This window comes from Thioclava sp. F36-7, assembly GCF_002020075.1.
GTDB lineage: Bacteria > Pseudomonadota > Alphaproteobacteria > Rhodobacterales > Rhodobacteraceae > Thioclava > Thioclava sediminum.
Map to the genome: position 1 here is coordinate 336,634 of NZ_MPZR01000001.1, position 22,108 is coordinate 358,741.

Below are 22,108 nucleotides of genomic sequence, written 5' to 3' on the forward strand. Positions count from 1 at the left end.
GCCCGATCAGCCCCAAAACGGTTTCACCCAGGGGCGATCATCGCGCGCGTCTCCCAAGGCAGGGTTAACGCGCGCGAGAGAGTTCTTGCGATTTGAGATAAATCGGCCGGAGTTCAGCCCGGCGTGACCGTGTTGTCGGGTTGCCAAGGCGCGAGGCCGGATGCATCCACGGGCAGCGACAGCGCCACCCCATCCGATGCCCCCGACGGATCGAGCGGCGGAAACTGCGCCATCCGCGTCGCGACCCGGTTCGCGCACAGCCGCCCGCCACGGTCGTTGAGATGGATCAGCAGATCGCCCCCAGCCTCGACCGCGAGATACCAGCCGCGCGTCGCGAGGTTGATGCCGCTCTCGCCCCAAAGGTCGATCAACGGGATCCCCCAGCGATCGGCCACACGCGCATGCACCGCGTTGCGCTCGAAATGGCCCTGCGGCCAGTCGAGCGTCCCATCGAAGGACCAGAAGGCCTGCGGCTCGCGCACGATGAACAGCCGATGATCTGGCACCCCATCGAAGCCGCTCGCCGCAAGATAATTGGCGATCATCGTGTGCCACAGCCCCTCATACGTCACGATATGGCCTGTGCTCAGCGGTGCAGACAGGAAGGCCGCCGCACCATCCGCGGCGTTGCGCGCCTCGAACTCGTCCTGCTCGGCCTCGGTCATGATCCGGTCGCAGCTGTAGGCGATTCCGGGCTGGGGAACGTGATAGACCGCGCGCGCCTCGGCGCTGCCGGTATTGCGATGCTCATAGAGGATATCGAAGCCGGTCTGCGTGCCGGGGACCGTGAAATAGGCCCCGGCTTGCGTCGCCGCGAGCCCCTCTGCGGGGCCTGCGAAATGCCCCGCGGAGAGCGCCGCCGCCTTCGCCGCGAGCCCCGCGATCTGCGCCCCATCGAGCGCGAGGGTCTGATACCCTGCATTGGCCAGATCCATCACCCCGTCATTCGCGCCGAGCCAGAAGATCGTCGCCGCACTCCGGTCGCGGATTTCCGCGCTCAGACCCAGCGTCGTTGCATTCCCGACGCTCGCATCGCTGAAATTGATCAGGTCGTTCGCGAGCCCCGCCATATAGTCGCGCGAGAACATACCCGCCACACCCTCGCCCGGCTTCGGCTGCAAGGTGCCGCCCGAAATCCCGCGCACCGAGTGCCCCTCGAGCGACAGCATCTCGCGCAGATGCGGTTGCCACATGACCTGCGAGACCAGCGAATGGCCCAAAGTGATGACCCGCTTTCCCTCCCAAGGGGAGCGCAGCGCCTCTGCCATATCTGCCAGATCCGCGCGGGCCGCCTGCCCTGCCTGCTGGGCGTAGCCCGTCTGGACCGCACGCACCGCGTCGAAGCTGATCGCCTGCGCGGTCTCGGGCAGCGTATGATAGGGGGCACCAAGCCGCGCCAGCGCCTCGGCCACCTCCGTTTCGCTGAGGTCGAAAGCGGGCTCGCCGGCCACGCCCAGATCGACCAGCATGAAGCAGCGCAACGTAAGCTTCAGCGACAAGGTCAGGAGGTTCTGATCGCTCCCGTCGCGCGGGCTCGCGAACTCGATATAGGGATTGCCGCGCGTCGCGCTCGCCTCGGCGATGAAGCACCGCGCGACACGGTGGCGGATCGGCGCACCGCTCTCGCCCACCTGCACGCGCAGCGCGTCCATCGCCGATCCCGGCGTCGATTGCAGCACGAAGGGACGCCAGCCGAGCGTGTCGATACCGCTTGCAGCGACATCGCCCTCCGCGTCGAAATCGGCGTAGAGCGCGTAGCGGTGCCCCGCGACCAGATCGACGCCCGCGCCGGGGACGTCCTTATAGATCAGCATCGCGCCGAAGCTTTGTCCCGACAGGCTCCGCGCGACCTCCGCTCCCTCGGGGGACCAGTTTATGGTGTCCGCCCCAGAGATGGCCCATCCAGCAGCGCCGTCGCGAAAGTCGTTGCCGCCGAAGACCGAGCGCATACCAGAGAAACTCCGCGCCGCCAGCGCTTCAGAAGACGGGTAGCTCGCGACCTCCTCGGCGATGCCTCCGGCCGCATGGCGGTAGAGCGTCGCGAAAATCGCGCCCTCGCCAGCCACACTGAAATGCGCGCCTTCCGCGGTGGCCCCGAGCCCGTCGGTAACGCTCGCATAAACTCCGCCACTCAGCATCGCGGCATCGCGCGCCAGTTCGGCCGCCGCCCGACTCTCCGCAGTCGCCGCGCCGGCCACCGCAGCCGCGGTCGCCTCTGCGCCTGCCGATAGCGCCCCGGCCTGCGCAGCCTCCGCCCAGGCCTGCGCGCTTTGTGTGCCCGGCCCGCCCGGGGCCGTGCCTTCCGCCCAAGCCTGCGCCAGCGCGACATATACCGCGCTCGCCTCCGAGGGCGGCGTATCTGCGGGCGCTTGCTCTGGGGCAGTCGCGATACAATTGGCGAAACTCTCACTTGGCGCATCGGGCACCCGGGCCAGAAACTCCCAATGCAACTCCCACGCGTCACCGAAACAGGTGCCGTGATAGTCACCCGCAGGCAGATCGATCGCGAGCGCGCCTTCCGCGTCGGTCTGCGCAGAGACGATCCGCGGCACGCGCACCGTGACGCCGCCTTGCTCGACGGTCGAGACGATTCCGCCCAGCCGCTCGAAGCTGACGGTGCAATTGGCGCTAATAGTCCCGTCTGGGGATGTGACTATTCCGGTGATGTGGCAGGTCATGCGATCCTCGCTCAGGGTAAGCCGCTGTCGAGGGATAGGATCAGCAAGAGGCCCTACCGAGCTTTGAACCGAGCGCACGGTGCTCGCCAGAAACCATCAGTCCATTGAAACCAAATGGAAAAAGTCAAAGCGGGAGACGTACAGACCTGCGCGCATCTGCGCTGCAACGAGAGATTTTCGATCTAGGGAATACCCGCCTCGGGTCTGTCAGCTTTCTCTTCAGGAGAGAAATGGTGCGGTCGAGAAGACTCGAACTTCCACGGGAGTTACCCCACAGCGACCTCAACGCTGCGCGTCTACCAATTCCGCCACGACCGCACTGTCTAGGCTTGGTGTGGCGCGTATTAGCCAAAGGCTTGGGGGATGAAAAGGGGGTATTTCGGGATTGGCGCGAATTTTTCGCATTCGCGCTCTTGCCGTTGCGACAGGCCGGGCGGTCCCGGCCTGTGCAGGGTGCAGTTTATTGCGGCGCCGCGGTTTCCACGAGCTCCGCTGCCTTCGCCGCAAAGCTCGGCAGCGCCATCGCGGGCTTCGGCGCGGTGGCGGCGTCGGCGCGACCGTTCATCATCAGGGCCGCCTTGCGGATCAGGCCGCTGCGTTCGGGCTGCGCGGGCGCGAAGACCGGCTGCGCCGAAAGCGCGTTCTCATACCAGCCCATCGCGAGATCGGGGCGGTCAGTCGTGCCGATTCCCTGCATCAGGTGATGGCCGACCAATTCGTCATAGGCGCCCTCGCCCAGTCCACCCAGAACCAGCGCCGAGCCCAGCGCCACATTCATGTCGTCGGTGCGGTAGCCGACCGACAGGCAGACCTTCGCGGTGCCCGAGAGCTGCGCCGGGCTCATCCCCGAGCCGTCGATAAAGCTTTTCACCTTGGCGAGCGTCGCCTCGCGCGGGGTGGTGCCGACGGCAGCTACCTGCTCGGAGAGAAGGGCGCCGAAATCGCGGCATTGCGCGGCGATCTGCTCGGGTGTGAAGCCCCCGACATTGGCCTCTAGCTCCGCGCCTTCGTCCAAGGCATAGCCGCGCGCGAGGCAGAACTGCTCGCCCAAGGCCTGCCCCGGATCGGTGAGCGAAGCCTCGGTGGCGAAGCCGCCATTGGACGAGGTGACGAGACTGGTCTTCGCGCAGAAAGACGCAAGCGACACCGGCACGGGTTCCGTAACCGGCGCGGGTGCAACAAAGGACGGCATCGCGGGCGCCGGCTGCGAAGCCATCTGCGTCGCGAAGGACGGCGCGGCTGGTGCCGGAGCAGGCGCGGGCGCGGCAGCCGTTACCGGCGCGTTGCTCTGGGCACCCGTATCGGCCTTCTGGCACGCTCCCGCCTGACAGGTGAACATCGCAGGCGTCGCGTTATAGGCTTGGAAATCGTTGCGCGAGAAACCACTCGGCGTCGAGGCGAAGACCCGCACCGCGCAGCTCTTGTCGTTGCACCAGAAGCCCGGCCCCAGAACCGAGGTATCGAGCAGATAATCGGTACGCCCGTCATTGTTGAGATCGGCCAGCTGCACGAAGCCCGACCGCGCCATCAGCTGCTGCGGCTCCACGTTGGAGCTGCGCGCGATCTCGAACACGGCCTCAGAGATCTGCGGCGGCAAGCCGCCGATCGAATTGCCAGCGTAGGTCGATTTCCCCGTGCCCAGCATCTGCTCGCGTGTCTGCAAGAGAAGCCCGCGCATCCCTTGCGGATGGCTCGAAATCGTCTGCGTCACCGCAGCACCGCCGAGGCTCGCCTTCTGGTAGGACGTGGTCAGAATGGTGCGCTCCAGATCGGTCAGCTTGCCCGTGATCGGGAAATCCATGAAGGCCTGATATTGCGAGATGCCCGCGCGCGAGTTGCGCCCCAGCACCCCATCCGGCGTGCCGACATTCCAGCCGAAGTGGTTGAGCGAGACCTGCACTTCGCGATTGGCCTCGCGCTGCGCCGACGACATGGTCGGCTTCTTGTAATAGGTGCGCTTGGTGACCGTGCGCGGCTGACGGTTGGCCTCGTTCACGATCGCGCCGCCGATGATCCCTCCGATCACCCCACCCACGATATCCGAGCCGCCCGCCAGCGCCGACCCTGCCGGTCCGCCCGTAGCGACAGCGAGCGCAAGACCCGCCAGAACGAACTTGTGTTTCATCCCTGAACCCTCCAATCAAATAACTTCCGGCCTTGCCTGTTGCCCCGCAAATTCCATGTTTCTGCACGACAGGACCGGTCGGAATGTGACCGGCGCGGGGGGTGCGCGACCTTACCAATAGGTCAAGTTTGCGCTCCGAATCGGTGATGTGGCAAGGAATATTGACGCCGGGTGAGGAATTCCGGCGGGTGAGGTTAAGAAATGGTCGAATGGCGCGTAAGTGACAGCCCGGTCCCCTATCATGAGGCGCTGGCCTTCATGGAGGACCGCGTGGCCAAGATCGCCGCGGGCGAGGCCGAGGAGATGATCTGGCTTCTCGAGCACCCGCCGCTCTACACGGCGGGAACCTCGGCCAAGCGCGAGGATCTCGTCGATCCCGACCGTTTTCCCGTCTTCGAGGCGGGGCGCGGCGGCCAATACACCTATCACGGCCCCGGCCAGCGCGTCGCCTATGTCATGCTCGATCTCAACAAGCGCGGACGCGACGTGCGCTGCTTCGTGCGCCAGCTCGAGGATTGGGTGATCGCTGCGCTCGACGAATTCAACGTGAAGGGCGAGATTCGCGACGGTCGCGTCGGCGTCTGGGTTCAGCGTCCCGACAAGCCGAAGGCGGCGGATGGCAGCCTGCGCGAGGACAAGATCGCCGCGATCGGGGTGAAGCTGCGCAAATGGGTCAGCTTCCACGGCATCTCGATCAATGTGGAGCCGGACCTGACGCATTTCGAGGGAATCGTGCCATGCGGGATTCGCGATCACGGGGTGACCAGCCTCGTCGATCTCGGCCTGCCGGTCGAAATGGCCGATCTTGATCTCGCGCTACGTGCGACATTCTGTCGCATTTTTGTGAGTAAACTAAATGCGACCTCAGAAGTTTAGTGGACACATAGGCAATCATGCATGTTAGAACGCCCTTCAAGGCAGCGTGACTGCCCTGTGAAAGCCGGGTCGGGAGGGCCCGAGCTTCGTCTCAAAATGAACAAGGAAGACGCGATGAAACTCAGCCTTATTGCCATGATCACCGCCGTCACCGTTGCGAGCCCCGCGCTTGCGCAGGACGTCGAGAAAGGCAAAAACGAATTCAAGCGGTGCAAGGCCTGTCACTCGATCGTCGCCCCCGATGGCACTGCGATCTACAAAGGCGGCAAGGTCGGCCCGAACCTCTACAACGTGATCGGTCGCAAGGTCGCATCCGTGGATGGCTATAAATACAAGGACGGGATCAAGGAATACGCCGATACCGGCGCCGTCTGGACCGAAGAGCTGCTCGCCGAATACATCACCGATCCGTCGAAGTTCCTCGAGGAGCAGACCGGCGATCCCAAGGCGAAATCGGGCATGGCCTACAAACAGCGCAAGGACCAGGCAGACATCGCCGCTTACCTCGGTTCGGCAGAAGTGTCGCCCGACGCGCCCGCGTCCTGATCGCGACATAAACGCATCACGCGTTCGTTGGCGGACCCTTTCGGGGGTCCGCTTTTTTGTGCCAGCGTCGCGGATTCGCAACGCCCGCGCGGCGCCACACCGACGCTCGCACAGCCCGCAAAGGGCGCGAGATCACGGATCACTCACGCCTGACAGAACTGCGACATTTTTTCACGGATGCGTGTGCAGAATTCTTGCCCTGCCATCGAAATATTCATAACCTCCGTTCATTCAGGCCCAAAGGGACGGGAGACCCGGGTCTGACGGGAGAAATGGGAGATCACTATGGCGGACGCAGCCGTTCACGGCGAGGGTGCACATGACACGCGCGGGTTCTTTACCCGTTGGTTCATGTCGACCAATCACAAGGATATCGGGATCTTGTATCTCTTCACCGCAGGCGCGGTGGGGCTGATCTCGGTCCTGTTCACAGTTTACATGCGCCTCGAGCTGATGGAGCCGGGCGTGCAATACATGTGCGCCGAGGGCGCGCGCTTCATCGCTTCGGCCGAGGAATGCACCCCCGACGGGCACCTCTGGAACGTGATGATCACCTATCACGGCGTCCTGATGATGTTCTTCGTCGTCATTCCGGCGCTGTTCGGGGGCTTCGGCAACTACTTCATGCCGCTCCAGATCGGCGCGCCGGACATGGCGTTCCCGCGGATGAACAACCTCAGCTACTGGCTCTATGTCGCGGGCACCTCGCTCGGGATCGCTTCGCTGCTCGCCCCCGGTGGCGGCGGCGGCGCAGGCTCGGGCGTGGGCTGGGTGCTCTACCCGCCGTTATCCGTGAACGAGGGCGGCTATTCGATGGATCTCGCGATCTTCGCCGTGCACGTCTCGGGCGCCAGCTCGATCCTCGGCGCGATCAACATGATCACGACCTTCCTCAACATGCGGACGCCGGGCATGACGCTGCACAAGGTGCCGCTGTTTGCCTGGTCGATCTTCGTGACTTCCTGGCTGATCCTGCTGTCGCTGCCGGTTCTGGCAGGCGCGATCACCATGCTGCTGATGGACCGTAACTTCGGCACCACCTTCTTCGATCCGTCGGGTGGCGGCGATCCGATCCTCTACCAGCACATCCTGTGGTTCTTCGGACACCCCGAGGTCTACATCATCATCCTGCCGGGCTTCGGCATCATCAGCCACGTCATCGCGACCTTCTCCAAGAAGCCGGTCTTCGGCTACCTGCCGATGGTCTACGCGATGGTGGCGATCGGTGTTCTGGGCTTCGTCGTCTGGGCGCACCACATGTATACGGTGGGCCTGTCGCTGACCCAGCAAAGCTACTTCATGGTGGCGACGATGGTGATCGCGGTGCCAACGGGCGTGAAGGTGTTCAGCTGGATCGCGACGATGTGGGGCGGCTCGATCGAGTTCAAGACGCCGATGCTCTGGGCGATCGGCTTCCTGTTCCTGTTCACCATCGGCGGCGTGACCGGCGTGGTGCTGTCGCAGGCGCCGCTCGACCGCGTCTATCACGACACCTACTACGTCGTGGCGCACTTCCACTATGTGATGTCGCTGGGGGCGGTGTTTGCGATCTTCGCGGGCGTCTACTTCTGGATCGGCAAGATGTCGGGCCGCCAATACCCGGAATGGGCCGGCAAGCTGCACTTCTGGATGATGTTCATCGGGTCGAACCTGATCTTCTTCCCGCAGCACTTCCTGGGACGTCAGGGCATGCCGCGCCGCTACATCGACTATCCGGAGGCTTTCGCCACCTGGAACTACATCAGTTCGATCGGTGCGTTCATCTCGTTCGCCAGCTTCGTGTTCTTCATCGGCATCGTGTTCTACACCCTGTTCAAGGGTAAGCGCGTCACCGAGAACAACTACTGGAACGAGTATGCCGACACGCTGGAGTGGACCCTGCCCTCCCCGCCGCCGGAGCACACGTTCGAGGAGCTCCCGAAGCGCGAGGATTGGGATCACGCCCACGCGCACTAGTGATCTAGATCTCCTGATAACGAGAACGGCCCCGGAGCGATCCGGGGCCGTTTGCAAAAGGGCGAGAGGTTGCAGGAAGGACCGGGCGGATCATGCCCTATCGCTGGACAGATACCGAAGGCCAAACCATGGAGGCGCCCCGCTCCGAGGCTGCGCCCCTGCCCGATCAGCTGCACCTGTGGCCCTATCGTTCCCTGCCGCGCAAAGGCTTCGTCTTCTTCATCGCGGCCACGGTGGTCATGGTCAGCCTGCCGCTGCTGTCGCTGCTGGGCCATGTGGAGCTGTGGGGGCTGCTGCCCTTCATCGCGCTCGCCATCGCAGGCGTCTGGTGGGCGATCTCGCATAGCTATCGCACGGGGGAGGTGCTCGAGGTCCTGACCTTCAACGGGCCGGACCTGCACCTGATCCGCCACGAACCGGGCAAACCCTCGCGCGACTGGGCGGCCAATCCGCATTGGGTGCAGGCTGATCTGCATGGAAAGGGCGGGCCGGTCGAAGCCTACCTCACCCTGCGCGGCGGCCCGCGCGAGGTGGAGATCGGCGCGTTTCTCACGCCGGAAGAGCGTCGCCAGCTGCACCGCGAACTCGTGATCCGCCTTGCAGCCTCGCGCGCGCCCATTACGCCCTGATCACTTCGAGATACCGACCCCCGGTGCGGCCACGGGCAGGCATTCATACTGTTCTTCGATCTTCAACGCCGCTTCGCGCGCCCAGGCGTCGCTGTCCCGGTTGACCTCTTGCGCGGCGGAACTCGCCCCGGTTCCAGCTTTCAGAGCGGAGACCAGCGTCTTTGCGAACCTGTCGCCGTAGTTCTGTATTTCGACCTCATAGGCGGCATGGGCCTTCCGCGCGCGGGCCTTGGTGGCACGCGGCGTGCTGCCCGCCGCGCAGAGATAACTCACCTCGCCACCCAAGGCAGACGAGTTGAAATGGTAAAGCGTTCGGTCGGGATAGCTCCGCTTCAAATCCTGCAAGCCCGGCTGCGGGACACATCCCGCCAGCCCGACAACAGTCCCAATCACCGCCCACCCCGGAAGACGCCCCATCCATTTCTCCAAACACATTACTCGTCACTCAACATCAGGCACAGCCTTGGCGGCACCGCTCAGTCGTCCTTGCTGTCGGGCAGGCCTTCGCGCTTGGTGCTCGCGATATCTTCAAGCTCGCTTTCAGACATGCTGTCATACATCTCCTTCGACGCGCCTTGAAGATCGCCTACCTTCGTCTCGCCGCGCTTGGCTGCGAGCGCCGCGCCCGCTGCTTTCTGCTGTGCTTTCGATTGCGCCGGCATCGCCGCCTCCTTTGACAAATGCTCAAAAGAAAACGCCCCACAAGGGGGCGCTGTTCCCAGTCTCGAGAGACCCAAAGCAGATCAGGAGGCGAGACGATCTTTCACCATCGGGCCGGCCTTCGAGAAATCCATCTGTCCGGTGTATTGGCCCTTCAGCTCGCCCATCACGCGGCCCATGTCGCGAATCGACTCCGCGCCGAGTTTCGAGATGGCGGCTTCGATGGCGGCATTCACCTCATCTTCGCTCAGCTGACGCGGCAGGAAGTCCTCGATCACGCGGATCTCGGCCTGCTCCTTCTCGGCCAGCTCCAGCCGACCGCCCTCTTCATAGGCGCGTGCGCTTTCCTGACGCTGCTTCACCATCTTTCCCATGATCGCAAGCACTTCGGCGTCGCCGACAGTGCCCTCGCCCTCGCCTTCGGCGCGCATAGCGATCTCGCGGTCCTTGATGGCGGCGTTGACCAGCCGCAGCGTCGAGAGCCGCTCCTGATCCTTTTCCTTCATCGCCGCTTTCAACGCGGCGGCGATCTTATCGCGCATTTGCATCACATCGTGTCCCTACTTCAGTGAAGGCGTCAGAATAGCGGCATTGCGAAACGCGCACAACATCCGTAAGTCATTGATAAATAAGCAATTCGCAATTATCTCATGGCCTCTTGACCCCCGCGTTCAGCGCGTCTAGGTTCCGGCGAATTTTGACATCGGGGAGTCGCGCCATGCCTGCAAGCCAGTCCGCATCGGAAAAGCCCACTGCGTTGATCGCGCTCGCTGATGGATCGCTGTTTTACGGGAAGGGCTTCGGCCGCCCGGGCGAGACAGTGGCCGAACTGGTCTTCAACACGTCGATGACCGGCTATCAGGAAATCATGACCGACCCCTCCTATGCGGGTCAGGTGGTGACCTTCACCTTCCCCCATATCGGCAACACCGGCGTGAACCCGGAAGATGACGAGACGAACGATCCCGTCGCCGCCGGCATGGTGGTGAAATGGGACCCGACCGAGCCGTCGAACTGGCGCGCGGCCGAGACGCTGGTCGAGTGGCTCGAGAAGCGCGGCCGGATCGGCATCGGCGGCATCGACACCCGCCGCCTGACCCGCGCGATCCGCCAGCAGGGTGCGCCGCATGTCGCGCTCGCCTACAACCCCGATGGCGTCTTCGACATCGAGGCGCTGGTGCGCAAGGCGCGTGAATGGTCCGGGCTCGAAGGGCTCGACCTCGCGAAGGACGTGACCTGCGCGCAAAGCTACCGCTGGGACGAGATGCGGTGGGCCTGGCCCGAGGGCTACAAGAAAGCCGAAGGCAACGATCTGAAAGTGGTCGCCATCGACTACGGCGCGAAGCGCAACATCCTGCGCTGCCTCGCTTCGGCTGGCTGCGACGTGACCGTGCTGCCCGCGACTGCGACGACCGAGGACGTGCTTGCGCTTGAGCCCGATGGGGTCTTCCTGTCGAATGGTCCGGGCGATCCGGCGGCCACCGGGGAATATGCCGTGCCGATGATCAAGGGCATTCTGGAAACCGAGCTGCCGGTCTTCGGCATCTGCCTCGGCCACCAGATGCTGGCGCTCGCGCTTGGCGCGAAGACGATCAAGATGAACCACGGCCACCACGGGGCGAACCACCCGGTGAAGGACCTGACCACCGGCAAGGTCGAGATCACCTCGATGAATCACGGCTTCGCGGTCGACAGCCAGACCCTGCCCAAGGGTGTCTCCGAGACCCACGTGTCGCTCTTCGACGGCTCGAACTGCGGGATCGCCATATCCGATCGCCCGGTCTTCTCGGTGCAATATCACCCCGAGGCGAGCCCGGGTCCGCAGGACAGCTACTACCTCTTCGAGCGCTTCGCGACCGCGATGCGCGCGCGCAAGACGTAAGCTGCACTCCGACCAATCGCTCGCCGTGATGCCCAACCGGCCCCGGCGGGCGTTAACACCATGTTAACCAAGCGTTCGCATTCTGCCCTGCGGGACAGATGCGAGGATTGGCATGGGCGGCGCGCGGCGACAGCTTCTCGAAATACCGGCGGCGATAGCAGAACCAGCGGAACGCGCGCAGCGCGCTTCACCGGCGAATTCGTCTGGCGCGCTGGTGCGATCCAAGCGTGATCCGCTGGGCAAGCCCGACCGCAAACCCAGCCGTGCCGACCGACCGCCCTTGGGGCAAATCCTGCTGGACCGAGGTGCGATCGACCCGGGCGATCTGCTCAAGGCCGCAGCATTGCGGCAACGCGAGGATGTGCGGCTGGGCGACATTCTTCTGGCCAATGGCTGGGTCCGCGAGGCCGATCTGCTGGCGGCCTTGGCCGAGCAATGGCACGCCTCGGTCGTCGATCTGCAGGCCTGCCCGCCCGATCCGCGACTGATCGACGCTGTCGGGGCGGAACTGTGCCTGAGGCATGCGATGGTGCCGTGGCGGCGCGTGGGCGGCGTAACCCTCATCGGGACCGCACGGCCCGAGGATTTCGAAGCGCTGCGCGACGCCCTGCCCGCGCGCCACGCACCCTATAGGCTCGTGCTGGCTCCGGAACGCTGCATCCACGAGAGCTTGTTGGCCCGTCGGCAGACCGCCCTGATCCGCCGCGCCGAGATCAAGGTCGACCCGGCCGAGAGCTGCCGTGACCATAACGAAAAGCGTGCAAGCCGGATTGCGGCGGGGTTTCTCGTGGTGACGGGTCTCGGCCTGTGGCTCGCACCTTCTCTCCTGATCGGCATCCTCTTCGCATGGGTGATGCTGACACTCGTAGGCTCCATAGCGCTCAAGCTCGCCGCTTTCGCGAGCGAACTCATCGCCTGCCGCCATCCCGCCCCTGACCCGTGCGACCGTGGCGCGCCAAGAGGACGGCTCCCGATCATCTCGATGATGGTCCCGCTCTTTCGCGAAACGGACATCGCCGCACGACTTGTCGAACGGCTCGGCAAGCTGCGCTATCCGCGCGAATTGCTCGACGTGATCCTCGTCGTCGAGCAGACCGACGCAATGACTCTGGCAGCCCTATCCGGCGCCGATCTGCCGCGCTGGATGCGGGTGGTCACGGTGCCGGACGGGCCGATCAAGACCAAGCCGCGCGCGCTCAACTACGCGCTGAACTTCTGCCGCGGATCGGTGATCGGGATCTGGGATGCCGAGGACGCGCCCGAACCGGATCAGCTGCAGATCGCCGCCCAACGCTTTCTCGAGGCTCCGCCCGAGACCGCCTGTCTGCAAGGCATCCTCGACTATTACAACCCGCGCACAAACTGGCTCGCACGCTGTTTCACCGTGGAATATGCGACATGGTTCCGCATGTTCCTGCCGGGGCTCGCGCGGCTCGGCTTCGTCGTGCCTCTGGGCGGCACGACCCTGTTCTTCCGCCGCGACGCGCTGGAGAAGCTGGGCGGCTGGGACGCCCATAACGTGACCGAAGATGCCGATCTCGGCGTGCGCCTCGCGCGACACGGCTACCGCACCGAATTGATCCCGGCGGTTACCTACGAGGAAGCCAACTGCCGTGCTGTGCCTTGGGTCAAACAACGCTCACGCTGGCTCAAGGGCTATGCGATGACCTGGGCGGTCCATATGCGCGATCCCGTGCAGCTCTGGCGCGATCTCGGAACGAAACGCTTCATCGGGGTGCAAATCCTGATCCTCGGATCGCTCTCGCAATACGTGCTGGCCCCCGTGCTGTGGAGTTTCTGGCTCGCGCTGTTCGGGGTCTGGCATCCGATTGCGAGCGCCCTGCCCGGCCCGGTCTTTGCGCTCGTCATGGGCACTTTCCTCCTGTCCGAGCTGATCGCGATCACGACCTCGGCCTGGGCCTGCCGCGGTGCGGAACATCGCCATCTGATCAAATGGGTGCCGACGCTGCATCTCTATTATCCGCTGGGCGCGCTAGCGGGCTGGAAGGCGCTGTATGAGTTGGTCGCGCGGCCCTTCTACTGGGACAAGACCAGCCACGGCATTTTCGATGCCAATGGAGCCACAGCGCCAGACAGCGCGCAGCACAGACTTCTCGAGGAAATCGCAGCCGCACAGGCCGGGGCAAAGCCCGGACCGCAGCGTCTGGCGCGTGCGCCGCTTATCGGCTGATCAGAGCGCCTCGGCCCAGTGGCCCGCCGTGCCGTGATGCGCAGCGTCGAGCGTGAGGCGCGTCTCGAAGGCGCGCGAGATATGGGCGCGCAGTGCCGAGGCTGCCGCATCGCCATTGCCTTCGCGGATCGCATCGACAATCGCCTGATGCTCGTCGAGCGCCGCCTCGCCCCGGCCCTTCACCGCAAGCGAGGTCGTCGCGAGAAGAGCCATCGAGCGGTGCACGAGGTCGAGCTGCTGGACGAGGTAACGATTATGCGAGGCGAGGTGAATTTGGTGGTGGAACCGGCGATTTGCCCGGCTCAGCGCCTCTGGATCGTCGAGTTGACCGCGATCCTCGTCGATCATGTTCTGCAGCACGCGGACCTCTTCGGGGGCCGCATGTTTCGCCGCCAGTTGCGCGGCCAGCGCCTCCAGCTCGGCACGCACGATATAGAGCTCCGCCAGCTGGTTGTGATCGAGTGAGGCCACGATCAACGACCGCCCGTCGCGGGCCAGCATTTGCTGGGTTTCGAGCCGCTGCAGCGCCTCGCGTACCGGGGTGCGTGACACTCCGAACCGCTCCGCCAATTCGGATTCGACCAAACGGTCCCCGGGGCGGTAAACGCCTTCGTCGATGGCGTCGAGTATAAGGGTGTAGGCGTCTTTTTGCATGCAACCTGCTTTCGCGTTCTGCCAGAGATTAGGCGCGGGCCGCCCCCGGTGACAAGCAGATTGCACCTGCGCGCCGCGCGACCTAGCTTGCAGCCCATGACAGACAGCTCCGCGCCTGCCCCCGCCTCCGCCACCCCTGCCGACCGCGATCTCGCCGCCGAGTTCGCGCATGTCGACGCCTGGGTGTTCGATCTCGACAACACGCTCTACCCGCCAGAGGCGCGGCTCTTCGACCAGATCGAAGTGAAGATGACCGATTTCGTGATGCGCTCGCTGGGCGTCGATCGCGCGCGGGCCGACCATCTGCGCAACCACTACTGGCAGCTTTACGGCACCACGCTGGCGGGTCTGATGCACGAGCACGACGTGGATCCTGCCCCCTATCTGCACGAGGTGCACGAGATCTCGCTCGACCATCTGGTGGTGGATGAGGCACTGCGCGCAGGCATCGAAGCCCTGCCGGGGCGCAAGATCGTCTATACGAACGGCTCGGCCCCCTATGCGACGCGGGTGATCGCGGCGCGCGGGCTGACGGGGCTGTTCGACGGGATCTATGGCGTCGAACATGCCGAGTTTCACCCCAAGCCCCGCGCCGAAGCTTTCGACCGGGTCTTCGCGCAGGCCGGGATCGCGCCCGACCGCGGTGCGATGTTCGAAGACGACGCCCGCAACCTGCGCCATCCCCATGCGATCGGGATGAAGACCGTGCATGTCGCCCCTGCCCCCGCGCCGGAGGATCACATCCACTATCACACAGCCGATCTCGCCGGGTTCCTGCGCAAAATCACGCGCGCATGAAGGGAATGTGACGGCGCTGCGACAATATGGCACGGCGTCGCATCTTTATCGAAACGAGATGCATCTTTAAATCACGGTGGCCTGTCAGGGAGACAGCAAACGGGAGAATCGATTATGACCATGACGACCGCCGATTCCGGCGTTTCGGCCTATGTGGCCGATCATTCCGAAACCGAGCACAAGCAGATTTCGCCGGCTTTCATGTTCACCCTCGCCTTCGTCGTCGTGGCTCTGGCCGCGGGCATGGTCGCGACCATGGGCCTTGGCGGCCTGATCCTCTGGGCCGTGGGCGCCACCTGGATCATGCTCGGCCTCATCGTGGTGATGACAGCAGGCGGCTGACGTCGCATTAGAAGAATTCTCGCCCTCGGCGAACACGGCCCGGATCCGCGCGATCCGGGCTGTTTCTTTTTGCGCACCGCCCTGCGGGACCTGCACACCCCCGGCTTGCGTTTCGCTGTGTCGCCGCGTCGCATCCCGGCGGCGGATCATTGCACCTGCCCGCGCCGGAGGGCAAAGTGGCACGGACATTGACGGAGGCGCCCCATGGCCGAGACCCGCACACCCATCGACACCGATATCCTGATTTCCGGCGGCGGCGTCGCCGGTCTGACGGCAGCCGCAGCCTTCGGGCAGGCGGGCTTCACCACGATCTGCGTCGACCCCACGCCGCCAGTCACGGAAGAGGCGGCAGAGGGCGCGGATATGCGCTCGACCGCGTTCTTGCGCCCGTCGCGCGAGGTGCTGCAGGCAGCGGGGATCTGGGATCGGCTCCTGCCCTATGCCGCGCCGCTGCAGATCATGCGGATCGTGGATGCGGGCGGCGAAAGCCCGACCGCGCGCCTGACCCGTGATTTCGACGCGGCGGACCTGTCCGACGAACCCTTCGGCTGGAACTTCCCGAACTGGCTCCTGCGCCGCGAACTGGTGGCCGCGCTGGCCGATAACCCGCTCGTCGATTTCCGCCCCGGCGTCGCAACGACCGGCCTCGTGACCCGCGAAAGCGGTGCCGAGGTGACGCTGTCCGACGGCACCCATGTGCGCGCGCGTCTCGTGATCGGGGCCGATGGCCGCAATTCCTTCGTGCGCGAAGCGGCGGGGCTTGGCGTCAAGACGATCCGCTATGGCCAGAAGGCGCTGGCCTTCGCGGTCACCCACCCGATCCCGCATGACAATGTCTCGACCGAGATCCACCGCTCGGGCGGTCCGTTCACGCTGGTGCCGCTGCCTGATCGTGACGGCAAGCCCTCTTCCGCGATCGTCTGGATGGAACGCGCCGCCGAGGCCGAACGCCTCGCCACGCTGCCCACGGAAGAATTCGAAGCGGCGATCATGGAACGCTCGACCGGGCTTCTCGGGCCGCTGAAGCTGGAGACCCGCCGCGCGGTCTGGCCGATGATGACGCAGATCGCGGATCGGTTCTCGGGCCAGCGCGTGGCCCTGATCGCCGAGGCTGCGCATGTCATTCCGCCGATCGGCGCGCAGGGGCTGAACATGAGCCTCGCCGATCTCGCCTGCCTTCTGAAGCTGGCCGAGGAAGACCCGGTGCATCTGGGCGAGGCGAAGATGCTCGACGCCTACCACCGTCGCCGCTGGCCGGAGGTGAAGGCGCGCGAGGTGGGGATCGATCTGCTCAACCGCGCCTCGATGGTCGAAGCCCAGCCCCTGCGCGACCTGCGCGCAGGCGTTCTGGGCGCGCTCTATTCGCTCGGGCCGGTGCGCAAGACGCTGATGAAGGCGGGGCTCGGCGTACGTTAAGCGACTGACTGGCGCGGTTGCAACCACGGCCCGCGCCAGAACCGCCGCATCATCATCGCCCCCGCCGAGGCGAGACCGAGGACGAGCCCGAGCCATAGCCCCACGCCGCCGAAATCCAGCGTGAAGGCGAGAAAGTAGCTGGCCGGGATGCCGATCAGCCAATAGCTCGCCACCGCCATCCACATCGGCACGCGCGTGTCCTGCACCCCGCGCAGCAGGCCAAGCGCCATCACCTGCATCAAGTCGAAGAGCTGGAAAATCGCCGCGACCATCAGGAAGCGAACGCCATAGAGAACGATCTCCGGGGTCGCCGGATTGTCGGCATCGAGAAAGAGCCGCGTGAGCCAAGGGCCGGCGAAGACGAAGACCGCCACCGTCAGCAGACCGAAGCCCACGGAGAGCCCTGTCACCACCCGCGCCCCGTCACGCAGAAGGCGCGGGTCACGCTTCCCATGCGCCCGGCCCGCCCGCACGGTGGCGGCGTTCGACAGGCCGACATGCACCATGAAGGTGATCGAGGAGACCTGCAGCGCGATCCCGTGTGCGGCGAGTTCGATCGTGCCGATCCAGCCCATCATCAGCGCCGAGGCCTGAAACATCGAGCCTTCCGCCACCGAGGTCAGCCCCACCGGCAGGCCCATTTTCGCAACGATCCAGAACGCCTCCCAATCGGGTCGCCAGAAGCGCTGGAACAGCCGGATATGGGTCAGGCCCGGCGCACGCGCGGCATAGATCGCTTGCGCCACGAGGTTCAGCACCATTGCACTCAGCGAGGCAATGGCTGCACCGCGCACGCCCAGTTCCGGCGCGCCCCAATTGCCGAAGATCAGGATCCAGTTGACGCCCGCGTTCAGCAGGACAGCCCCCAGCGTGATCCAGAGCAGCACCGCCGTGCGCTCCTGCGCGGACAGGTAGGAGCGGATCACCATCATCGCGAGACCGGGCGCGAGGGCGAAGCCGAGGATGCGCAGGTAATCCTGTGAAAGCGCCGCGATCTCAGGCTTCTGGCCCAGCATCTCCAGCACCGCGCCGGAATTCCAGAAGACCGGCAGCATCGCGAGCCCGAACAGGATCGACAGCCAGATCCCCATTCGTGTGTCGCGCCGCGCCTGTACCTCGTCATCCGCGCCCAAGCTTGCCGAGACGCGCCCCATCACCGCAAGCGCGATCCCGTTGCCCAGCATGAAGATTGAGAAGAAATAGGAGGTACCCAGCACCAGCGCCGCCAGCGCCTCGACGCCATACCAGCCCACCATCACCGTATCGGTCACGTTGAGCAGCATCTGCGCGAGGTTGGAGCCGATCAGCGGCAGACCCAAAGTGAAGATCGCCCGCACGTGGCGGGCGAGAGGCATCGCTTGGTTTTGCGGCTGAGGCGGCGGTGGCGCGCTCTCGGATGGGTCTTTGCTCGTCATGGGCGAGCGCTAGCCCCGCCCGACGCGGCGGTCAAGAGAGCGGTTACTCGCCCACTTCTTTCTTACCCGTGATCATCGGCTTCACGAGGTTCACACCCTTCCACGTCCGGTAATAGACGATGGCCGCGATATGGATACCCACGACGACCAGCAGCAGGGTCGCCACGAATTCATGGATTTTCGGCGCCCAGCTCGTGCTGATGCTGTCCGGCACGGATCCCGCAAGAGGACCGACGTTGATGTAATCCTGCGGATCGGAGGTCAGCCCGGTCACGACCTGCACGATCAGCAGCGCGAGCATCACGAGGACCGACCAGCCGCCCAGCGGATTATGCCCGACATGGCCGGAGCTCTCCTTCGATGGCAGGTGGCGAAGATAATTCGCCACCTCCTTGGGCCCATAGAGGAAATGCGAGAACCGCGCCGTGCGCGACCCCACGAATCCCCAGATCAGACGCACCGCCAGCAGCCCCGCGATCGCGTAGCCGGCATAGAAATGCCATGTCATCTGGTTCGGCCCCCATTCCCCGAGACCCCAGGCGGCGGCAAAAGCCGCCACCAGAAGCCAGTGGAACAGACGCACGACAGGGTCCCAGACCGTGACGGTTTTCTTCGCGGGGGAGGCGGCGGTGTCTTTCATTCTGCGTTACTTCGAACGGAACTCGTCGTGGCAGCTCTTGCAGGTGCCGCCGAGCTTACCGACCGCCGGCTGCAGCGTCTCGAGGCTGCCTGCCGCATCGGGCATCTCAGCCGCGGCTTGATGGAGGGCATCCGCCTTTTCCATGAACAGGTCCATGTTCGACCAGATTTCCGACTTCGCGTGGGTCTCCATCATGTCGTCGACCGAAGTGCCTTCGACGAAGAGCGGCGAGATGTCGACCTTCGCGAGCGCCGCGATGTTGTTGGCGGCGGTCTGTGCCTTGGCTGCGTCGAAGTCCATCTTGCCCTGCGCCATCGGCGCGAGCACGGCCATCTGGGCGCCGAGCAAATCGAAGAAACCTTGGCGCGCTTCGACAGCGTCTTTGGGCGACTGCGCGAAAGCGGCACTGGCGGCGAGGGTGAAGGTCAGGGCGAGGAGAGGCTTACGCATGTGGAACTCCAATCTGCGATGGCAAGAAACGTACAGGTTTGAGGTTACACGCATTCGTGTCAATCCGAAGACACTCCTATGTGCGCAGGCACACATTTCCCCTACCGGGACGATAGGGAGGCACCGGGTCTTAGGCAGGTTCCGGCCTATTGCCGATCGAACGCGCAAATCGCCTAGAAATCGCACTTAAGTTGCGACGGAACGTCAGGCACCCCGCGTATAAGCCGCGCGAAATCCTGACTTTATGCCGAAATCTGCGGAATCACCGCTCGGGTTTGCGGGCGACGAAATCGATCAGAGCGGCGCGGCCGGAATGGCCCGCGCCCTCGTCGAGATCGGCATCGTAATCGGCCTGATGCAGCACCTCCCAGCGCGGGAAGGCGTCGCGCAGGAGATCGAGATCGTAGAGCTGCTCCACCACCCCCGGTCCGCCGGTCCCGTAGCGCGGCTGCCGACGCGCGAAGCCGTGGATCAATGCGAGCCCGCCCGGTTTGAGCGCGGTCGCGATCCCGTCGAAAATCTCCGCGCGAAAGGCGGTATCGGCGAATTGGATGAAACAGGCGAGAACGGCGTCATATTCGCCGCGCGGCCAGTCATAGCCACGCAGGTCGGCGTCGATCGTCTGCATCGACACGCCCCGCTCCTGCGCCAGTTCAGCGGCCTTGCGGCGCGCGTTTTCCGACGGCTCGAGGGCTGTGACCTGCACTCCGAGGCTGGCGAGATAGGTGCCGTTGCGACCTTCGCCGTCAGCGATGCTCAGAAGCCGCGCCCCCGGAGCGAGACGCCATGCCTGACGCGCCACGAAATCCGCCGGGGTCGTGCCATAGAGATACTCTTCTCCGGCGAATCTTTCGTTCCAGCCCATGCTCTCCTCCGGTTGTTACCTTTCACATGGAATGCAACCGGCGGAGGGACAAGCCCCACCGGTCACCGAAATCGCCATCGGCAATCACATGCTCAGGATTTGGTCACGCGGCGCTGATCGGGATGAAGAGATGCGCCAAGAATATGCTCGGACGAGTGCACGACATGGCTCGCATGGCCGACGATCAGCGGGTCGGGCGGCGTTGCGATCGCCGGGTCCTTGTCGGGATAGTCCAGCGTCGACAGGAAATGCTTCATGCAGTTCAGCCGCGCGCGCTTCTTGTCGTTCGACTTCACGATGGTCCATGGCGCATCGGCGGTGTCGGTGTAGAAGAACATCGCCTCTTTCGCCTCGGTGTAATCGTCCCAGCGATCGAGGCTCGCCAGATCGATCGGCGACAGCTTCCATCGCTTGAGCGGATCGGTTTCGCGCGATTGGAAGCGGCGGCGCTGCTCCTCGCGGGTGACCGAGAACCAGTACTTGTAAAGCCGAACCCCCGAGCGCACGAACATCCGCTCCAACTCCGGGGTCTGGCGCATGAATTCGAGGTAATCGTTGGGTTTGCAGAAGCCCATCACGCGCTCCACACCCGCGCGGTTATACCAGCTGCGATCATAGAAGGTCATCTCGCCCGCGGTCGGCAGATGCTCGACATAGCGTTGGAAATACCACTGACCGAGTTCCTCTTCCGAGGGCTTGTTGAGTGCGACGACCCGGGCAAAGCGCGGGTTGAGATGTTCGGTGAAGCGCTTGATCGTACCGCCCTTGCCCGCCGCATCGCGGCCCTCGAAAAGGATCACGAATTTCTCGCCGCTCTCCTGCGCCCATTTCTGGACCTTCAGCAGCTCCGCCTGAAGCTCCGCCTTTTCTTTCTCATAGGCGGCGCGCGCCATCTTGCGCTTGTAGGGGTATTTCCCGGTCTCGAAAGCCAGCCGCACCGCACTGGGATCGACGCGCGGGAAGCTCTTCGGGCCGGTCGCCTTCGGCTCTGGCGGGGTGATCGCGGGATGCGCCTCGGCGGGATCGATCGGCTTGACGACAGCCTCTGCCTTCCCGGCTGCGGCCTTGGCCGGTTTCGTCGCGTCGCTCATGAGCTGATCTTTCATGCGTATCCCTCCGTTGGCTGAACCTTGCGGAGCATCGCGCAATCCCGCGTGATGTGCCTTGATACGCATCAAAAACCCGTGTCTGCTGGGCCTCCGGCGGCAAAAACGCCACAAAATCGAGCGAAACGAAGGAACGGACATGATCACGATCTACGGCAACTATCATTCGCGGGCGAGCCGGGCGCTGTGGTTGCTCGAGGAGTTGGGCCTGCCGTTCCGTCTGCGCCGAGTCGTGCAGGCGAACCGTTTCAAGGATCCGCTCGCGCCGGAGGTTCCGCTCAACACCCGCTCGCCCGAATTTCGCAAGCTCTCGCCGATGGGCGCGATCCCGGTGCTGGAGGAAGACGGGCTTATCTTGACGGAGTCGCTCGCGATCAACCTGCATCTCGCACGCAAGGCGGGAGGGCCGCTCGCCCCTGCGCACGAGCGCGAACTGTCGCAAATGGAGCAATGGGCGCTCTTCGCCGCGACCTGGATCGAGACCGACGCGCTGGCGCTCAGCTTCGTCTATCGCCGCAAGGAGCAGGACACGCCCGAAGGCAAGGCCGAGATCGCGTCTCTCTGCTCGACGCTCGCCCGGCCGCTGACCACGCTCGAGACCCATCTCGAGACGCATAGCCATATCGTGGGCGGCCGGTTCACCGTGACCGATCTCAATCTGGCCGAGGTTCTGCGCTACGGGCAGGACCACCCGGAGTTCCTCGCCCCCTACCCGCGCCTGCAAAGCTGGATCAAACTGTGCCAGAGCCGCAAAGCCTTCCGCGCGATGTGGGAGAAGCGCGAAGCCGAGGCGGTTTGATTCGGCGAACCTCGCGTCGCGCCTAATTCGAAAGGTGTATGCGAAGACGGCGCGGATACGCGCTCTGCTCAAGCGATGGG

The 22,108-nt window shown here is 64.5% G+C and carries 21 protein-coding genes and 1 tRNA gene; 10 read left to right on the forward strand and 12 right to left on the reverse strand.

The window, feature by feature from the left end:
* Window positions 1–113: 113 nt before the first annotated feature.
* The 3 genes from BMI89_RS01430 to BMI89_RS01440 all read right to left on the reverse strand — a co-directional run bounded on the left by BMI89_RS01430 (window position 114) and on the right by BMI89_RS01440 (window position 4,803).
* Window positions 114–2,678, reverse strand: a complete 2,565-nt coding sequence (locus BMI89_RS01430) for a hypothetical protein (RefSeq protein WP_078569536.1) — start codon at window positions 2,676–2,678, stop codon at window positions 114–116.
* A 231-nt stretch (window positions 2,679–2,909) separates the two neighbouring features.
* Window positions 2,910–2,996, reverse strand: a tRNA-Leu gene (locus tag BMI89_RS01435).
* A 142-nt stretch (window positions 2,997–3,138) separates the two neighbouring features.
* Complete coding sequence (locus BMI89_RS01440; protein WP_078569537.1) at window positions 3,139–4,803, reverse strand: peptidoglycan-binding domain-containing protein; 1,665 nt, start codon at window positions 4,801–4,803, stop codon at window positions 3,139–3,141.
* Between the two features lie 201 nt (window positions 4,804–5,004).
* Here BMI89_RS01440 and lipB point away from each other — a divergent pair, with 201 nt between their 5' ends.
* The 4 genes from lipB to BMI89_RS01460 all read left to right on the forward strand — a co-directional run bounded on the left by lipB (window position 5,005) and on the right by BMI89_RS01460 (window position 8,810).
* Window positions 5,005–5,679 carry a lipoyl(octanoyl) transferase LipB gene (gene lipB, locus BMI89_RS01445; protein WP_078569538.1) on the forward strand — a complete coding sequence of 225 codons (675 nt, stop codon included), beginning with the start codon at window positions 5,005–5,007 and terminating at the stop codon, window positions 5,677–5,679.
* A 114-nt stretch (window positions 5,680–5,793) separates the two neighbouring features.
* On the forward strand, window positions 5,794–6,225 hold the full coding sequence (locus tag BMI89_RS01450) for a c-type cytochrome (protein ID WP_078520032.1): 432 nt from the start codon (window positions 5,794–5,796) through the stop codon (window positions 6,223–6,225).
* Window positions 6,226–6,510: 285 nt separating this feature from the next.
* A complete protein-coding gene (gene ctaD / locus BMI89_RS01455; protein WP_078539822.1) occupies window positions 6,511–8,181 on the forward strand; it encodes a cytochrome c oxidase subunit I in 1,671 nt (556 codons plus the stop codon).
* A 128-nt stretch (window positions 8,182–8,309) separates the two neighbouring features.
* Entirely contained in the window at window positions 8,310–8,810 is a 501-nt protein-coding gene (locus BMI89_RS01460) for a DUF2244 domain-containing protein (RefSeq protein WP_246831948.1), read from the forward strand.
* Here BMI89_RS01460 and BMI89_RS01465 read toward each other — a convergent pair whose 3' ends face one another.
* The 3 genes from BMI89_RS01465 to BMI89_RS01475 form a co-directional block, all read right to left on the reverse strand.
* On the reverse strand, window positions 8,811–9,227 hold the full coding sequence (locus BMI89_RS01465) for a hypothetical protein (RefSeq protein WP_078569540.1): 417 nt from the start codon (window positions 9,225–9,227) through the stop codon (window positions 8,811–8,813).
* A 59-nt stretch (window positions 9,228–9,286) separates the two neighbouring features.
* Window positions 9,287–9,472: a DUF3008 family protein gene (locus tag BMI89_RS01470; protein WP_078569541.1), complete on the reverse strand. Its 186-nt coding sequence runs from the start codon at window positions 9,470–9,472 to the stop codon at window positions 9,287–9,289.
* A gap of 81 nt (window positions 9,473–9,553) precedes the next feature.
* Window positions 9,554–10,018 (reverse strand): GatB/YqeY domain-containing protein, encoded by a 465-nt coding sequence (locus BMI89_RS01475; RefSeq protein ID WP_078519770.1) that lies wholly within the window; start codon window positions 10,016–10,018, stop codon window positions 9,554–9,556.
* Between the two features lie 170 nt (window positions 10,019–10,188).
* Between BMI89_RS01475 and carA the strand changes: the two genes are divergently transcribed.
* Window positions 10,189–11,352, forward strand: a complete 1,164-nt coding sequence (gene carA, locus BMI89_RS01480; RefSeq protein WP_078569542.1) for a glutamine-hydrolyzing carbamoyl-phosphate synthase small subunit — start codon at window positions 10,189–10,191, stop codon at window positions 11,350–11,352.
* A gap of 214 nt (window positions 11,353–11,566) precedes the next feature.
* Complete coding sequence (locus BMI89_RS01485) at window positions 11,567–13,543, forward strand: glycosyltransferase family 2 protein (protein ID WP_246831949.1); 1,977 nt, start codon at window positions 11,567–11,569, stop codon at window positions 13,541–13,543.
* Here the strand turns inward: BMI89_RS01485 and BMI89_RS01490 are convergent, their stop codons facing one another.
* Window positions 13,544–14,197, reverse strand: coding sequence for a GntR family transcriptional regulator (locus tag BMI89_RS01490; RefSeq protein WP_078519773.1), 654 nt, complete (start codon window positions 14,195–14,197; stop codon window positions 13,544–13,546).
* A gap of 96 nt (window positions 14,198–14,293) precedes the next feature.
* Here BMI89_RS01490 and BMI89_RS01495 point away from each other — a divergent pair, with 96 nt between their 5' ends.
* The 3 genes from BMI89_RS01495 to BMI89_RS01505 all read left to right on the forward strand — a co-directional run bounded on the left by BMI89_RS01495 (window position 14,294) and on the right by BMI89_RS01505 (window position 16,753).
* On the forward strand, window positions 14,294–14,995 hold the full coding sequence (locus tag BMI89_RS01495; RefSeq protein ID WP_078569544.1) for a pyrimidine 5'-nucleotidase: 702 nt from the start codon (window positions 14,294–14,296) through the stop codon (window positions 14,993–14,995).
* Between the two features lie 114 nt (window positions 14,996–15,109).
* On the forward strand, window positions 15,110–15,337 hold the full coding sequence (locus BMI89_RS01500; RefSeq protein WP_078569545.1) for a hypothetical protein: 228 nt from the start codon (window positions 15,110–15,112) through the stop codon (window positions 15,335–15,337).
* Window positions 15,338–15,541: 204 nt separating this feature from the next.
* Complete coding sequence (locus BMI89_RS01505) at window positions 15,542–16,753, forward strand: UbiH/UbiF family hydroxylase (protein ID WP_078569546.1); 1,212 nt, start codon at window positions 15,542–15,544, stop codon at window positions 16,751–16,753.
* Here the strand turns inward: BMI89_RS01505 and BMI89_RS01510 are convergent.
* From BMI89_RS01510 to ppk2, 5 genes are all read right to left on the reverse strand, one after another.
* Window positions 16,750–18,108: an MATE family efflux transporter gene (locus BMI89_RS01510; RefSeq protein ID WP_078569547.1), complete on the reverse strand. Its 1,359-nt coding sequence runs from the start codon at window positions 18,106–18,108 to the stop codon at window positions 16,750–16,752. The two genes, BMI89_RS01505 and BMI89_RS01510, sit on opposite strands and share 4 nt — an antisense overlap.
* Before the next feature lie 103 nt (window positions 18,109–18,211).
* Window positions 18,212–18,808: a cytochrome b/b6 domain-containing protein gene (locus BMI89_RS01515; protein WP_078569548.1), complete on the reverse strand. Its 597-nt coding sequence runs from the start codon at window positions 18,806–18,808 to the stop codon at window positions 18,212–18,214.
* 6 nt (window positions 18,809–18,814) lie between these two features.
* Entirely contained in the window at window positions 18,815–19,258 is a 444-nt protein-coding gene (locus BMI89_RS01520; protein ID WP_078519779.1) for a cytochrome c, read from the reverse strand.
* 262 nt (window positions 19,259–19,520) lie between these two features.
* Window positions 19,521–20,123 carry a class I SAM-dependent methyltransferase gene (locus BMI89_RS01525; RefSeq protein ID WP_078569549.1) on the reverse strand — a complete coding sequence of 201 codons (603 nt, stop codon included), beginning with the start codon at window positions 20,121–20,123 and terminating at the stop codon, window positions 19,521–19,523.
* 92 nt (window positions 20,124–20,215) lie between these two features.
* Window positions 20,216–21,229: a polyphosphate kinase 2 gene (gene ppk2 / locus BMI89_RS01530; protein WP_078569550.1), complete on the reverse strand. Its 1,014-nt coding sequence runs from the start codon at window positions 21,227–21,229 to the stop codon at window positions 20,216–20,218.
* A 139-nt stretch (window positions 21,230–21,368) separates the two neighbouring features.
* Between ppk2 and BMI89_RS01535 the strand changes: the two genes are divergently transcribed.
* The gene (locus tag BMI89_RS01535; RefSeq protein ID WP_078569551.1) at window positions 21,369–22,028 is read left to right on the forward strand and encodes a glutathione S-transferase family protein; all 660 of its coding nucleotides are present in this window, start codon (window positions 21,369–21,371) and stop codon (window positions 22,026–22,028) included.
* Window positions 22,029–22,108: the final 80 nt, after the last annotated feature.